Source organism: Stieleria magnilauensis, from assembly GCA_007753675.1.
GTDB lineage: Bacteria > Planctomycetota > Planctomycetia > Pirellulales > Pirellulaceae > Stieleria > Stieleria magnilauensis.
In genome coordinates, this window is sequence record CP036432.1 from 7,374,961 (window position 1) to 7,391,061 (window position 16,101).

Here is a 16,101-nt window from a genome sequence, read left to right on the forward strand (position 1 = left end):
TCTTCTAGCGATTGCACATGAAAGAGGGATCAGGAGCAATTCAAATTCGGACAGGTAACTCAATAACAACCCACCCTACCAAAATGGCTCCTGCCACCTTGTTCCACCTGCACCGGAAACACATTACGAGAGTGTCCCGCCGACGAGTTGCGCTCGCAGCGTTCTGAGCTGGGCGAGGCGTTCTTCCAATTGAGCGATCTGTTGGTCGATCGATTCGACGTTCCTCGCTTCGACCGGCATCAGCAGATCGCCCCGGTTGGCGTCGGTCTTGCTGATCCGGTGCAGGATCGGAATCACAATCGAGATCGCGGCGACGACAATTGAGTGGGCTGCGAGAAATCGCCACAACAGTTCCGAGTTGATTTCGAAGACGATGACCGTCGCGATCAACAGGGCCAAACCAAAGATGATCTGGGTTCCGAGGAAATAAACCCAGCGAAATCGGCTGGCCAGCTTGGCGATCGACAGCAGCGAAACGTGGATCGTCGCGATCCCGATCGAAATCAACACCGTCGTCGTTTTCCAGTAGGCTTCCGAACCGACTTCGATCCAGATCCCAAACAACATCAACGCGGTCGTCACCGCCGTTAGCACCAACCCGGACTTGGGCATCAGGTTCAATCCCGACGGCGTCCGGGAAAGGTCACAGGCCAACCCGCAAACGCTGGCCACCGCGAAGATCACCGTGGTCAAGATCACCCGGACCTCCAGCCATCCCCAGTTGCCCCGCAGGACCAATACGATCCCCAACAGCGCGCTCAACAGGACGGATCCGATCAATAAATACAGAAGCGGCTTCTTGAGATTGCTACGGGGGCTCATGGGAGAGGCTCCTAGGCGATTGGTACGTTCCCGACGCGGTTGCAAATCATTGTCTACCGGTCAGGAGAGCCCGAAGCGAGCGGGGACGTGCACAAAAAACCGCAAAAGCCCTTTACGCCGAACCCTCGGCATCGAGTTCCCGCGTCAGGAATTCGGCGAATCGTTCCAGCGGCGGGGTTTTCAGGCCGGCGACTTTGGTCGTACCGCGACGCGGATCGGGCGATGCTCAATGGAGTATTCGATCGCCGCGTTGGTCTCCGACAGGTCAAACGTCCGTGCAACGAGTTCGGCGAACGGGTACTTGTGGTGGCATCGGCTGATGAAATCGATCGCGCTGCGCAAATCAACGGGCGCGTAGTTGTGGACACCGATGATCGACAACCACTTGCGAACGATGCTGGTCGGATCCAGCTGCACCGGCCGTGATTCCATCACCGAACCGACCAAGATCACGCGTGCACCGACGTCGCCGACTCGACACGCCGTTTCGATCGCGTCGGGCGAACCGGAACATTCCAAGATGACATCAAAGGGTACTTGGGTTGCCCCGATCGAGTCCACTGAAAGGGCGTCCGTCGCGCCAAACCGTTTGGCAAGCTCCAGCCGCTGCGGGTCGACGTCGCAAATCGCCACCTGCTTCGCGCCCGATTCTTTGCCCAGTGCGACAGCCGTCAATCCCAGCATGCCGGCGCCGAATATCAAGATCCTTTGATCGGAAACGTCGCCCGCCATCCGATACGCCGCCGCGATGGTGGACGTGGCACAATTGATCGGGCTGGCCACTTCGTCCGGTAGCTCGGCCGGCAACCTGGCGATCGTCGTGCCGCGTCGCAGCAGAATGTACTCGGCCAGCCCGCCGCTGAGCGCCTCGCGACCGTCGGCGACCGAATGGCCATATTTCACCACCTGACGGCACTTTTGCGGCATCCCCGACAGACAGCGGTCGCATTCAAAGCAGCTGACGCAGACCGACCACGTGACACGATCACCGATTCCAAGCGGTTGCCCCTCCACGTCCCTCGGACCGGGATCGGCGAGTTCGACGATTTCACCGACAACCTCATGGGCCAAGATCGAGGGCGTTGGTTCGATGCGCAACCCTTTCAACGTATGAAGATCACTGCCGCAAATCGTGCAGAGCCGAATCCGAACCAGGGCTTCACCGGCCAACAGACTCGGTCGCGGAAACTCCTCCATCGAAAGAGGTTGACCGGCGCGGTGAAAGACCGCCGCTCGACACATTTGGGGTTGCATCGGTGATGGCGTGGTCAGACGACGTTCAGACATGGCCGCGTCCCACTTCGACGGTTTCCACCGGTTCGGAATTCGACGCCATCCGATTCCGCCCCACGTCCGCTGCCGTATCGTCGACCTCGATGACCGCGCGGAAATAACGTAGCGATAAACACAAAACGGCGATCGAGATAAAGCTTGAAACCAGCAGAAGCATCCGAAAGGACGGCATGACCGAATCCGGCGAGGGGAGCGTCATTCGGATCGACAACACCAATGCGTAACCCAGATACCCGACGGCGTCGGCAACGTACATCAAAAACACCACATTGGCAGGATGACGCGACGCCGCGACCAGCCGTTCGAAGACGGTGGTGTGAAACGCGACGTAGGGGACGTACATGCCCACGCCGCACGCAACCATGAACACGAACGGAGAGATCAGACCGCCGGACTGCATTAGCGCCGACGCACCGACGATTGAAAATGCACCGCACATCACGATCGTCACGATGCGCACCGCCGCCATGTTGTGACGGATCCAAACGGCAAACGCGTTGAACATCGTGACCACCAAGGCGACGACCATCTCCGATCGGGCAAAAATCGAAGGCGTATCGCCGACCCCCAGGTCGCGCCAGATTTCTACCGCGAAATCGTCTCGTACGGTTCGAATGATGGTCAACGCCACGTAGACAAAAATCAACAGCGACAACCCCGGCCAGTACTCCAACCAAAATCGACGACGATCCTGGCGGGTCATCGCATTTCTGTCGTTGCGGTGTCGGCGATCCGTTGGATCGGGAGGCGGTGTGGACTGGAGCAACCAGACCGAGACCAACAGGGGCAGCAAGAAAATCAATCCGACCAGCATCGGCATCTGAAACTCGCTGACGCCCCAGTCCTGGATGATCCACCGTCCGACGGACTTCACCACACCGGACGCGATGATGAAACTCGCACACAACGCCGCCGACAACGCCTCGGTCTGTTTCCTGCCTTCCAAATAAGACAGCACCAGCCCAAACACCATCCCCAACGGAAAACCGTTCAAGAACAACAAGGGGGCCTTGAGGACGAGCGGCGCGTAGGCAAAACCGACCAACGCCAGTTCCGCCGTTACGATCAACCCCACAATGGCGACGGCACGTCGATGACGCCGCATCTCCGAGACGACTTTGATGCCGACAAACTTGGAAATCATGTAGCCGGCCAGTTGTGAAATGACCAGCACCGATTTCAGCCCCATCCCCAGCAGCTCCTGCCCCTCGTACGTTCCCGCGGTGAACGGCTTGCGAAACGCGTACATGCAAAAGTACGTGCTGAACGCCGCAACCGCGGCCAGCAACAGTCGCGAGCGGGGGTTGCTGCCGTCGGAAGGAACGTCTGCCGAGGCGATGTCAGAATCGGTGGAGGGCACGGCAGGGAACTCGGTGGACCGGATTGATCACGTCGATGTCGCGACAACCGCTCGGCAAGAAAAAGGGCGACACGACCGGGCCGCAAGATACCGGATTCGGATCAAAGGTTACCAATCGAGCGTCCCCGGAAGGAACTCATTAATCAGTTCTTCATAGAAGGGTCGCAAGGCGTCAACATTGGGCCGGCTATCGCTTTTGGTATACAGGTCATACGGGTTGAAGGCCCGCACCCACTTGAACATCCGATGGTCGTGATCACTCATCAGATGGTCATACGCCGATTCTCGATGACCAGGATAAAATGAATGGTAACGGATCATTGCCAGTGCTTCTGGGGGCAACCGATCTTTGACGACGTGGTACAAGTACTCGTCGTGTCCCCAGGAGAGAAACACGTTGTCGAGCCCGATGCCTGGCGAATAGACGCCGTACTCGGTGTTGTATCGCGGATCGCTCGAATCGGGGTTCTCGGCAAAGAATTCGGGGAACACGATCCGATCGGAAAACCGGCAACCGACAGGAAACGTGTCTCCGACCACCGCCCATTGGGGTTCACCGAATAGGCACAACACTTTGCCGAGATCGTGGATCAATCCCGTCAGGATGAACCAGCGGGGATGACCGTCGGCGCGAATGGATTCAGCGGTCTGCAACAGATGTTCGATCTGAGAAAGGTCCGTGTCGGGATCACTTTCGTCGACCAATTGGTTCAGATACTCCATCGCCTCCCAAACAGTCATCTTGCGATGTCGCAGCGGCAGAAACTGCTTTCGTTTCTGTTGCACAAAGTCGTAGGTCTGATGCCGGTGATTGAGCTGATAGAATTCACGGACGCCGGGCTTCGTGTCTTCGCCATAATTTCGAAACGCTTCGGCCGGCTTGTTCGGTTCGGGATAGCGTCGCACCAAGTCCGCCTCCCAGTCATCGAGGTCCTCGAGCGGTTTGGCGGGATCGGTCGGATGATTGGCGGGGTTGGTGGGCAGTGACATCGTCGATTGCGGGCGAGAGGATCAAGGGTCGAGCGGAAAAGGGGTCAGCGGAAAAGGGGTCAGGCACCAAAAATGCGAAGCACCCTTTGGGCCATTTGGTTTTTGGTGCCTGCCCCCTTTTCCGCGGCCGGTTTCACGGCGTCATCCAGTTTACACTTTAGCGAAGCGGAGAGAGTGTCGTGGTACTTGGGGGAGAAAAAACAATGCGTGATCATGGCGACTACGAATCCTACCGTGGCATCCCGCCGCTGGCCGGACTTTGTTCGATGGCGCGTGCGGTCGATGGCACGTGGGATCTCGATCAAAGCTTGCGACGGCTCAAACGGCTTCACTACGTCCTGAAGCGTTTGCATGAAACGTTGACCGCCAAGATCACCGCGGAGCCGATCTACGAATTGAAGACGGCGTTCAGCTACCACGCATACCTGTGCGCCGAACAGGTGTCGTTGATCCGTCGTCGTGTCGGTGAGATGCGAGAACCGCCGCTGGGACTGGACGTGATTCCCGATCCGGCACTTGAGCGTTTGATGGACGAAGTGATCGCGGCACCGTCGACGCCTGATTTGCTCGCCGGCATCTATGGCGTCGTCCTGCCCGCGGCGTGCGACGCTTGCCGGCGATTGCAAACCGATGCGCATCCGCTGGCCGACGCGCCGACCGTTCGCGTCGCCAAGCTGATCGCGTTTGAACTCCAAGACGTCGTCACCTTCGGCACCGAAGCACTCCGCTGTTTGGACGACGATTCCACGCAAGCCGACCGCGAGCCCTGGATCGGACACTTGAACCGGTGTCTGCAAGCCGCAGGTCAACTCGACGGCGTCGAAGCCAGCGACGAATCGGTCCCCGAGCCTTGGCACAGCGCCCAACCCTACCAGTACGACAAGGAACCGCGCCGCGACGAACGCTTTCGCGACCCCTACAACGCCGGCGTCAACCCGGAAGTCTTCTTGTACGACGAACAGTTCTCGGCGCAAGACAAGACGCTGATGATGTACTACAAACGGCTTCGCGAAATCGATGTGCCGGAAATGATGGCCAGCATCCTGGTCGAACTGCGCGACGAAGAACCCTGGGAATTCCACATGGAGATGTCACGTCAACTGTGGGACGAAGCCCGACACGCGATGATGGGCGAAGTCGGCTTTGTCGCATTGGGAATCGATTGGCGAACCATCCCGATTAATTTCACCTGGTCGCGCAATCTGAATCTGCAACTCGACGCTCGCCAACGGCACGGGGTCCTGTTTTTCATCGAACAAAACCTGATGCCGCGCAACGGAAAACGCTACGAATGGGAGGTCGCCAACGAGAGCGGCGATCCGCTGTCCGCCCTGTTCCAAGATTTCGATTGGGCCGATGAAGTCCTGCACGCTCAAATCGGCCGCCGTTGGTACGTGCCGCGATACAAGACACTCAAGGAGGCCCTCGACTACGGCGATGATTGCTGGTCCAAGGTGCTCAGCCATTGGAAGTCCTACCGCGACCAAGGCCTGACGCAGCATCACAACTGGTGGCCGGAACTCTACGCAAAAGCCTGCCAGATCTGGGGCAAAGATCCCGATCCAAGGGCGTTGGAGTTCCAAGCGACGTACGAAGACACACGCGCCGATTTGGCAAAGCTGGATTAGGGCTGGATCTTGCGAGCGGAAAAGAGGTCAGCTCGTTACAACTTTCCCAGATCCCTCAACCAAGCCACCAGGTCGGCGAGTTCTTGTTCGCTGAGCGTTGTTTCCAGACCTTGGGGCATGATCGAAACCGTGCTCGGTGAAAGTTCGTCGATGGTGTCGCGTCCGATCACGATCGGATCTCCGGTTTGCTGTTGCAGATGAATCGAATCGCGTGTCTCGCGAGTGATCACGCCGGAATAGACCTGACCCGAATCGGTCAAAACCGTGTGCGATTCATATTGCCGCACGATGCTTGCCGACGGAAAAACGATCGACTCCATCAGATCATGCACCGACCGGTTGACTCCAATCGTTGTCAGATCGGGACCAATCGTCCCGCCAACCGCTCCGACGCGATGGCACGTGGCACACTTCGATTTTTCCGAAGCGAACACCGCTCGACCACGCTCCGGATCGGCGTCTCGCACCAGCGGAATCAATCGATCCAGTTTCTGTATCCGTTGATCGTCAAGCGATTCCAGCCGATCGAGCAATGCGTTTGCGCGAGGCAATAATTCGGCGGGGAATCGCTTGATCACGTCGGAGACCTCGGTGGCGGGCAGACGATCGAAGCTGCGTGCCGTCTCGAGCGCCTCCAAGAAGGCTTCGGCGACGTCGACTTGGAGCGCGCGGCCGTAGGGTCGGATCAGGTCACGCAGTGCGGCCGGGCCGGCGCTCGACAGGTAGGGGGCCAGCGTCTGCAACTGATCCGGGCTAAGCCGAGACGTGGAGATCATCTGCGCCACCTGGCTCGCTTCGGTGGGCGCACCGCCGCTGAGCAATTCCAATAGAATTGCCAGCCGATCGCCGCTCAAGGATGCCGCGTTGTTTTCCACCGCCGCCAAGGCGCTGACCCGTTTGATCCCCGATTGCGTTTCGTCACGGCTGATCGCAACCAACGTCTCATCAAAAGCGTCAGTCTGGATGGCTGCCACAGCAGCGATGGCAAGGCGTGCGACCTCCGTCTGATCGGATTGCAACGCACGGGTCAACGGTTCCTTCCAACTCGGATGAAGACTCGGATCGTCGCTTCGGGCGATCGCAGTCAACAGCAACTCGCGAGATTGGAGGGGCTCCGAATCGCTGAGTCTCCGCCCCATCTCTTCGGCCACCGGTTCGGTCACCGCGAAAGCGGACGCGAGTTCGATGATCAGCGACGAGCGGGACGACGCCGCATCCGGCTCTGCCAACCAGTGACGGATACGTTCAGCAACAAGCGTTGCGGTCGCGGCCAGTCCCGCGTTTGGATGCTCGTCGAGTGTTGCCGCCCGCGCCCGTTGGGACAGGATGGCGGCCGCTGTCCGTTGCAAATCTGTGTCGTCGGTATCAAGCATCTCGGCTGCCGTGTCAGACGGGACCACAACGCCATCGGTTTGATTGAGCACCACCAAACACACACGCCGCACGCGCGGTGAAGCATGACTCAATCCGCTCTGCAAGGCGTCGAGATCATTGATTTCGATCAGTGCGTAGGTGATGGCGTGTTCGAGTGATCGATCCAGTTGACGACCTTCAGCCAACGCGGTGATCAATGCGTCCGCGGCATCGGCATGCCCGATGCGGCCGAGTGCTGTGGCAGCTTCACGGCGTACCGGCGGCACATCGCTGGCCAGTCGCTGGATCAATTCAGCAACCGCGTCGGCGTCGGGGTAGGTGGCGATCGATCGGCAGGCGATTTGACGGACGCTCGGGTCACGATCGTCCAATGCAATGCGAATCGCCGCCCGTGCGGCACTCAGCGAACCATCGTCACCGACGATTCGCGTCAACGCCCAGAGCGCGTTTTGGCGGACCCGGATGTCGCTCTTCATCGATCTCGCCAATGCCGGCACGACCCGCTCGCCGCGCCGCGCACATTCGCTGATCGCCCGCTCTCGCACCCGGTGCCGGGTGTCATTGAGATGCCGGATCAAAGCGGTGTCCGACAAGGACTCCCACTTGATCCGCTTGCCCCAGGGATCGACTTGCGTCGTCATGCCATCGCGACGAACGCGGTAGATACCTCCCAGGACATCGGGTTTCGACATTTGAGATGTCGGGCAACCGCGATAAAACCATCCGCCGGTGTCGACGACCAGCAAGCTGCCATCGGCGTCTTCGATCACATCGGTGGGATGGAAATCGTCACTTGTCCCCGCCAGCAATTCCTGCTGAGTTGCTTCGAATGTCGATCCGCTACGTTGCAGTTGCACGCGAACCACTTTGCCGGAATTGAAAAACGTGGCGAGGAACTGATCACGCCATCGATGATCAATGACGCCGCTGCGGTATCGGGTGATCCCCGAGACGGCGACGTGACCGAAACGATGGATCGGACCGAGTAAATCGCCGGTGACTTTCAATTCCTCCAACACACGCTCTCGGTGGGGATAGGCACCGCCATAAAGCCAATGCACCAGTGCGTCGACGCGTGGGCGGTTGTAGAGAATATTGACGCTCCCGATCATTTCGCCTTCCTCGGTAAAGTCGACTTCGACCGGGTTGTCCATGCCGCCGCCACAGTGAATGCGAACATCTGATCCATCGGTGCGACACGAGAACAAATACGAACCATCGCGTTTGCTGGTGATGTTGCCGTCTTCGTCTTTGAATTCGTGGCCGTGATAACCGTCGCACCAATACAAACGCCCGTCGGGTCCGAAGAAGCATCCATGGATGCTGGCGGCGTTCCCGGTGTAGCCGAATTTCGTCACGATCTTTTCGCGGAGATCGGCGACGCCATCATCGTCGGTGTCTTCCAGTCGCCAAATGTTGGGCGGCGAGGCGACGTACAACGCTCCATCGTGCCAGACGCCTCCCATCGGGTACGTCATTTTGTCGGCGAACACCGTCGACCGATCAAAGTGTCCGTCGCCATCGCTGTCTTCAAGCATGCGGATGGCATTGGGCAATTGTTCCTCCAGCTCTTCCGCACTCAGGTTCACCCCGGCGTTGTTGCAAATGAACAGTCGCCCTCGGTCGTCCAGACATCCCATCGTGGGATGCGTGACCAACGGAGGCCCGGCGACGAGTTCCGCCGAAAAGCCTTCGGGCACTTGGATCTCCGCCAGTTGAAACGCCGTCGGTCGTGGCGGTGGCGGAACCGGTTCGGACTGCGCGAGTTCTTCATCGATTCCGACGAAGAGTCTCGTTTGCGAACCGCCGCCGTTCCACATGTCGTATCGTTCGACGGCGTGACGATCGTAGAACGCATCGAGCTGACTTTTTAATTCGGCGGCTGTTGCACGATGCGTCGTGTCGTCGACCAGATTATAGAACTCATCGGGATCCGATTCCAAGTCGTAGAGTTCGTGGGGGCCGTTGGGATGACGGTGAATGTACTTCCAACGTTCGGTGCGGATGCAACGCAGACCTTCGAACTCGTAGAAGACCGGTTTTTCAGACCCCGTCCCGTCCGACGCGCCGGTCAGTTCTGCGCTGAAATCGTTGCCGGGCGATGGCGGACTGGACGGCATTTTGTCCGCCAAATTCAAATACTTCAACAACGTCGGCATGAAGTCATAGTTGGTGACCATCCGATCGGTTTTGGCATTGGATCGAATCCCGCCCGGATGACGCCAGATCATGGGGATCCGCATCGTGCCGTCGCGGGCGGTGACGGGCCGCGTGTGGTCGCCCATTCCGAAAAAGCCGCCCTGGCCACCGACCCAACCTTGGTCGGCGACAAAGACCACGATGGTGTTGTCATCGATTCCACAGCGTTTCAGCGTTTCCATGACCGTACCGACGCCGTCGTCGATGCCACTGACTTCCGTCGCGACACGCCGGATGGAAACCGGGTTGTTGTGGTAGTCACGGTTGCTGAATTGCCAAGGATGCGTCGGCTCGCGTGGGAACGACAGCAAGTCCTTGTCGGCATAATATTCCGCGTGACGATTGCGGCCTTCGCGAAGCAGCAATCGGCTCAGTGAATACGGACCGTTGTAAGAGAGGAACAGAAAGAACGGATCGTCTTGCTGTGTCTGTGACTCGATGAAACCAACCGCGTGCTTGGTCCAGAAATCGGTCAGGTATTCGGGCTCCTTGCGGATCTTTCCGTCTTCGATGATTTGCGCATCGTAAAACGTACTCGTGCCGCCGTGGGGCATGGTGATCCAATAGTCGTCGAAACCTTCTTGGGGACGCAGGTTGTCACCGAGGTGCCACTTGCCGACCAATCCGCAGGCATAGCCCGAATCGCGCAAGACCTCTGGCAGCGAGGTCACTTGATCGAGCGTGCAACGTGCATCGGGACCGACTTGCAAACGCCCGCCGCCGAGAAAGCAATGCACGCCGTGTTGCGAGGGCAACAACCCGGTCAAGAACGTTGCACGCGTCGGCGAGCAAACAGGGTTGGACGCGAACGCGCGGGTGAACAACGTGCCTTCGGATGCCAGACGGTCAATGTTCGGCGTGCGGATGTCGCGATTGCCGTAACAGCCAAGTGTCCATGCGCCGTGATTGTCGGTCATGATCAGCACGACGTTCGGGCGATCACCCGCGACCGACCGCAGCGGCGAGAGTGCTAAGACGAACAACAGGATGACGGGCAGGTTTCGCAGTCGCGGGCGTGGCATCGTGAAGGACCGTTCTCTGGCAATGGTGTGGACCAAGCAACACGCAGAGAGTTTAGCAGCTAGACCGGCGACGCGATGATGACTTCGCGTTTTCCGCCCACCGGCCCGGGAACACGTTGGACCTGCCATCCGGCCTGCTCCAAAGCGTCTCGAACGGGGCGGCTGCAACTGTAGGTGGTCAGTTTGCCGGTGTCACGGATGACCCGACGCATTGATCGAAAACAATCGCACGTCCAAAGTTCCGGTGCGCTCTCGCAGCAAAACGGATCGTAGTAGATCGCATCAAACGGGCGTTCGGATTCATGACTCCATTGGCGAACATCCGCAACTTCGATCGTCACGTTTCGACGTGCATCGAGTCGCCAACGGTATGTTCCCGGCGGCACCTCGTCTGGAAGCGAGCGGCGAAAGTCCAAATAGGCATCCACGAGGCCGGGCCGGGAGGTCCAATCGTGAGGCTTCAGGTATTGCAGTGTCGCCGCGCCGATCCAGTCCGTTTCGATGGCGACATAATCCAGCACCGCGTCTTGGACGACGGCGGCGTCGAGCGTCATCAACATCGCCATCGAAGTTCCCAGGCCGATCTCCAGCACCCGCGTCGGCTGTTGACCGCCCAGTCGCTCCGCCACACCGCTGTTGCGCAAGTAGACGTGCCGGGTTTCCGACGCCGCGCCGCACCCGCTGTGAAAAGCGTCGTCGCTGCCGGCACGCACCAGCGTCAAGCTGCCGTCATCGGTCACCTGGACGATCAAGTCCTCGCGGTCGCTGGGAAAGGTTTCGCGGACGGGAATCGGCATGCGCGGAGGAGGCTGAGGGTCAGGCTGTCACTTGCGGGACGATGAAACCATTATTGGGCCCACGGATGGCAGCGCGAACCCACGGATAGTTTGTGGGCCGCGGAAAAGGGGTCAGGTACCAAAAATGCGAAGCACCCTTTGGGCCATTTGGTTTTTGGTACCTGCCCCCTTTTCCGCTCGACCAACGCAACCCCCAACATTAAGAATGTCAGAGCCCTAAGCCAGACAGGCCACGCCGGCGTTGCAAACGCTGGTGGCGGGAACCGCGGGAACGGGCGTAGCCGGTTCGATCGTCTGCATCGGCATCGGCATGATGACTTCGGCGGCCGGGATCAGCCGCACATCTTCGCACCGCGACAAGTAGAACTGACGAGGTTCTTCGCGGCACAGACACAGCGCTAAGAAGCGATCGGTCCCGACGAATCGAATCGGGCTGACGATTCGTCGGGTGCGGTTTCCTTTGGAATCGGAATAGACCATTTCGATGACAAAAGTTTCCGAATCGAACATGGCGCGTCGTAATACGTTTTTCATGGCTTGTCCCCCTGAAGGTTGGTATGCAAACCGGACACGGCATTTTGGGTCGGCCGAATCGTCCGTCGCGGGCAGTTGTCTGCTTGCGAAAGAAGTATCAGGGGGCGCCGGACACATTCGGTCACGCTAGTAACGCGGCGATCGGATCGCCGTTGCCGCCGATCTTGAAGGGGCGTCCGTTGGGTGCGAATTGCTCTTTCTGCAGCGGTAAACCGGCCGCCGCAGCGATCGTCTTGTTGAAATCGCTGACCGAAACGTGGTCCTTGTCGACCGAGAATCCCTTTTTGTCGCTCGCCCCGTAAACCTGGCCGCCCTTGATGCCGGCCCCCATCAACAGCGAACAAAACGCGCCGGGGTGGTGATCACGCCCGCCGTTGACGTTGATCGACGGTTTGCGTCCGAACTCGGTCGTCAGCACGACCAGGGTTTCGTCCAGCAATCCGGTGCGGTGCAAGTCTTTCAGCAGGATCCCCAGCGCGGTGTCCAAGTGTCCGGCTCGATCATTCAGCCGCGAATAGATGTCCTGGTGCATGTCCCAGCCCCCGTAGGAGACTTCGACGAACCGTGCACCGCCTTGGACCAATCGTCGCGCCAGCAGACAGCCTTGCCCCAGCGTGTTGTTCCCATAGGCATCGCGAACGGCTTGGGGTTCTTCCTTGATATCGAACACTTTCAAGTGCTCGCTGCCCATCAGATTACGGGCTTCATGGTACAGCTGGTTGTAGGCTTCGATTCTCGTGTTGCCGCGATGCGACGTTTGGAAATTGGTGTCGAACCGTTCGGCCAGCATCAACCGTCTGGCGAACAATTCGTCCGGCAGGTACTTGGGCAGTTTGATGTTTTGAATGCCCGCGTTAGGGCTGGCGACGGGGACCGGTGAGAGCGACGGTTCCAAGAATCCCGCGCCGGGATGCCGATTGGCCCCTCCGATCACGTAGTTGCCCGGCAGCTCACGATTGAGTCGTCCCTGTTCGGCCACCATCCAACCGCCCATCGCCGGGTGCTGGATGCTGTTGATTTTTTTGTAGCTCGTCCGCATCAAGTACTGGCCTTTCTCGTGAGCCCCCGTTTCGGTGCTCAGCGATCGAACGACGGCAATCGCGCCGGCCAGGTACGCGAGTTTGGGAAAGCGATCACCGTAGGCGATGCCGGGAACGCGGGTCTGACTCGGCTTGGTTTCGCCGGCTTCGGGGACACCCGTCTTCGGATCGAACGTGTCCAGGTGCGTCATCGCACCTTCCATGAACAGATAAATGATGTGCTTTGCTTTTCCCGTTGCGGTGTCGGCCGCCTTGGCTTCGCCGAGCGACGCCATCGCGCCGGATCCGACGGCGCCGCCGAACGAGACGCCGAGGCACTGATTGGCCACCTTGCGCATGAAGTCCCGGCGGCACTCGTTGGTCGTTTCTGGAAGAGGCATATCGATCGCTTTATTACAGACAGGTGACAGGTTATTGAACGAACAAGAATTCACGGGTGTTGAGTAACGCCCAAATGATGTTGCCATAGCCGACGTTGTCGTTGGGCGTCCGCGACAATTCTTTGGCGGCCAGCAGTCGGTCTTTCGATGACGGCCGTCGCGCCAAAACGCTCATGAAAATCGCATCGATGCGGTCGCGCGTGCTATCGATCGCCAAGACGTCGTCGACGATCGCCGAGCCGCGTTCGAGCATCACGTGGGTGATGGGGCCGTTGAACATGGCCAGAATCTGGGGCACCGTCGCTTCTTTCTCCGCCCCGTCAATCGTTTCTCGATCACTTTGACCGAACTGACGCAAAAAATGGTCGGCGCGTTGCGGCGCCGGCAACTCGCTGGCCCGACACAGAATGTTGCCCTGGTAGGCGTGCTTGTTCAGTTCACGGTTGTACGCCGACAGAAAATACGTCTTCGCAAACCGCTCCGATTGGGCTTTAGCTTGCTCAAACGTCAGGCTCGTGAAATCGACGTCCAGGTACGGTTTCAGTTCTTCGGCTCCGGGACGTTGAAACGGCATCGGATTGCGGACCGCCAAGGTCAACATCGAATCCCAAACCTGCTCGGCCGTCATGCGGCGAATCGTCGGTCCGGGAAAGTAGTAAGGCTCGCCGCTGGTCAAGTCGTAGTCTGAGGCAGCGCTTTGGTAGGTGCGGGAGTAAAGGATGATCCGAATCAGGTCCTTCAGGTCAAAGCCCGATCGCACCAGTTCCTTGCCCAAGAATTCCATCGCCGGTTCGTTGACGCAGGGATGTTCGTCACGAAAATCGTCGATCGGTTCGACGAACCCGACGCCCAAGAAGCGTTGCCACAGGCGGTTGACGATCATGTTTTGAAATCGTTGATTGTCCGGGCTGGTCAACCAGGCGGCGAACTGGTGGCGTGGCGAAGCGTTTTTTGCTTTGGAAGGAATCTCGCCCCACAAAACAGCCGGCTCAATGACCGCTTTCGGCTTGGCATCGGCGTAGGCATAGTCGTGGGGCAGTCGTAGCGTCGCCTTGAATTCCGAAACGCTGTAGGTATTCGCACGGATCATGCGTTGGAACGCGCCGGGCACACGCCCCTTGTCATAGTGCTTCCGAGCTTCATTGATCATCGCGTTGGCGGGGTTCGTTTTCTCGTAACCCGGATCACCCTTCTTGATGCGAGTTCGCGTTCCGGCCGTCAACGCCGCCAGTTCGTAAAATTCGTACTGCGTCCACTGGTCGAACGGATGATCATGACACTGGGCACAACCGATTTGGGTGCCCAAAAAGACCCGTACGGTGTTGTCGATGTACGGCAAGGGCATGCCGTCGTCACGCAGCTGATAACCGGTCGCGGGATTTTCCCAGACCTTGCCGTCGGCCGTTAGCATCTCATAGACCCACTCGTCATACGGCTTGTTCGTGCGGATCGCGTCCTTGACGTACGCCAGAAACGGCTCGGCAACGATGTTCGGCTGCGGACGTTCTCTCAGCCGAAGGGTGTCGGCCCAAAAGTTATACGTGTGGCTGACGTAGTCGGGGCTGCTGAGCAACGTGTCGATCAGCTCGATGCGTTTGTCGGGGTCGCTGGAATCCAGAAAGGACTGCGCTTCGGCGAACGTCGGAATTCGCCCCGCGACGTCCAAGTAGATCCGCCGCAGGAAAACATCGTCTTCGACATAGGAATTGGGAGACTGTCCCAACTCGGTCAGTTTTCCTTCGATCAGCGAGTCCAGTTCCGCCGCGGCCAGTTCCAGTTCCGTCCGTCGCTCACGTGACGCCGGCGCGACGTCCATCAAATGCGACGGTCGCTGGCGGACACTTTCGGGAAGCCGGATCTTTGGGGGGGCCGGTTTCGCTTTGGGTTTCGGTTTCTGCGCCGTTGCCATCAGCGGCCAGAGGCTTGAAACCACAACGATCAGAACCAGCAACGAAATCGGCCGTCGAATCACTGAGGAAGACATCAAGAATCGCGAATGCATGAACGCCAGACCTAGCCGTGTTTTGAAGAGAAATCCGTCACCCTTGAACGGGTCAAAGGGACGATTTGTACCCCATTTTAGCTCAAGACATGGCGAATCCCCAACGGATTCGCGTAAGCCATCCGGCCAGGGGGTGCCGGCTGCTCGCGTGAGGAGGTCGTGCGGTTTTCACGATTCAACCTCCTGGCAGGACGGTCGAGCGAAGCGAGGGGCAGACGCACCAGGTTCAGCCGTCGGTTCGCCATTGAGGTGAAGTCACCCTCTCTTTGGGAGGGTCGCGGAGGAGTTTGCGACGACGCGGGGAGGGTGCTTTGGCACCGGTGGGTGCGGAGCCGCGGAAACCGTCCCCTCGCTACGCTCGACCCTCCCAGGGGGCATTCGTATCTACACAAGTCGCTTTTTGCCCAAAGGGCATGCATATCCATAGCCTGGGGCAAGCAAACCGAGCATTTGCGAGGGTTGCGCCGCCCCAGGAACCGCATCGCAATGAGGTTAGATTTGGCCAACGGCCATGCACAACCTTCGCGTTTGTGCGAGGCATTTGTATATGGCCGTTGGCCAATCCCTCTCGTTCTCGTTTGAGGACCTTGGGCGATGCCCAAGGCTATGGATGTAAACGGCCGTTGGCCGAAGCCATCCACTCAGAACAGATCTGACATG

General features: G+C 58.9%; 10 protein-coding genes. 1 reads left to right on the forward strand and 9 read right to left on the reverse strand.

Annotated elements, in window-relative coordinates:
• Positions 1–123: 123 nt before the first annotated feature.
• The 4 genes from TBK1r_RS26305 to TBK1r_RS26320 all read right to left on the reverse strand — a co-directional run bounded on the left by TBK1r_RS26305 (position 124) and on the right by TBK1r_RS26320 (position 4,465).
• Positions 124–822 (reverse strand): hypothetical protein, encoded by a 699-nt coding sequence (locus TBK1r_RS26305; protein WP_145217718.1) that lies wholly within the window; start codon positions 820–822, stop codon positions 124–126.
• A 180-nt stretch (positions 823–1,002) separates the two neighbouring features.
• A complete protein-coding gene (locus tag TBK1r_RS26310) occupies positions 1,003–2,109 on the reverse strand; it encodes a zinc-binding dehydrogenase (protein ID WP_145217720.1) in 1,107 nt (368 codons plus the stop codon).
• Positions 2,102–3,475, reverse strand: a complete 1,374-nt coding sequence (locus tag TBK1r_RS26315) for a DUF5690 family protein (RefSeq protein ID WP_145217722.1) — start codon at positions 3,473–3,475, stop codon at positions 2,102–2,104. The genes TBK1r_RS26310 and TBK1r_RS26315 overlap by 8 nt, the downstream gene beginning before the upstream one ends.
• A gap of 108 nt (positions 3,476–3,583) precedes the next feature.
• Positions 3,584–4,465, reverse strand: coding sequence for an inositol oxygenase family protein (locus TBK1r_RS26320; protein WP_145217724.1), 882 nt, complete (start codon positions 4,463–4,465; stop codon positions 3,584–3,586).
• Positions 4,466–4,668: 203 nt separating this feature from the next.
• Here TBK1r_RS26320 and TBK1r_RS26325 point away from each other — a divergent pair, with 203 nt between their 5' ends.
• Positions 4,669–6,093: a hypothetical protein gene (locus TBK1r_RS26325; protein WP_145217726.1), complete on the forward strand. Its 1,425-nt coding sequence runs from the start codon at positions 4,669–4,671 to the stop codon at positions 6,091–6,093.
• A 35-nt stretch (positions 6,094–6,128) separates the two neighbouring features.
• Here TBK1r_RS26325 and TBK1r_RS26330 read toward each other — a convergent pair whose 3' ends face one another.
• From TBK1r_RS26330 to TBK1r_RS26350, 5 genes are all read right to left on the reverse strand, one after another.
• Entirely contained in the window at positions 6,129–10,688 is a 4,560-nt protein-coding gene (locus TBK1r_RS26330; RefSeq protein ID WP_419580413.1) for a PVC-type heme-binding CxxCH protein, read from the reverse strand.
• Positions 10,689–10,747: 59 nt separating this feature from the next.
• Positions 10,748–11,485 carry a tRNA (5-methylaminomethyl-2-thiouridine)(34)-methyltransferase MnmC2 gene (mnmC2, locus tag TBK1r_RS26335; RefSeq protein WP_145217730.1) on the reverse strand — a complete coding sequence of 246 codons (738 nt, stop codon included), beginning with the start codon at positions 11,483–11,485 and terminating at the stop codon, positions 10,748–10,750.
• A 216-nt stretch (positions 11,486–11,701) separates the two neighbouring features.
• On the reverse strand, positions 11,702–12,019 hold the full coding sequence (locus TBK1r_RS26340; RefSeq protein ID WP_419580414.1) for a WYL domain-containing protein: 318 nt from the start codon (positions 12,017–12,019) through the stop codon (positions 11,702–11,704).
• 121 nt (positions 12,020–12,140) lie between these two features.
• Positions 12,141–13,439: a DUF1501 domain-containing protein gene (locus tag TBK1r_RS26345; RefSeq protein ID WP_145217732.1), complete on the reverse strand. Its 1,299-nt coding sequence runs from the start codon at positions 13,437–13,439 to the stop codon at positions 12,141–12,143.
• Between the two features lie 31 nt (positions 13,440–13,470).
• Positions 13,471–15,423: a DUF1549 and DUF1553 domain-containing protein gene (locus TBK1r_RS26350; RefSeq protein ID WP_419580415.1), complete on the reverse strand. Its 1,953-nt coding sequence runs from the start codon at positions 15,421–15,423 to the stop codon at positions 13,471–13,473.
• Between the last annotated feature and the right edge of the window lie 678 nt (positions 15,424–16,101).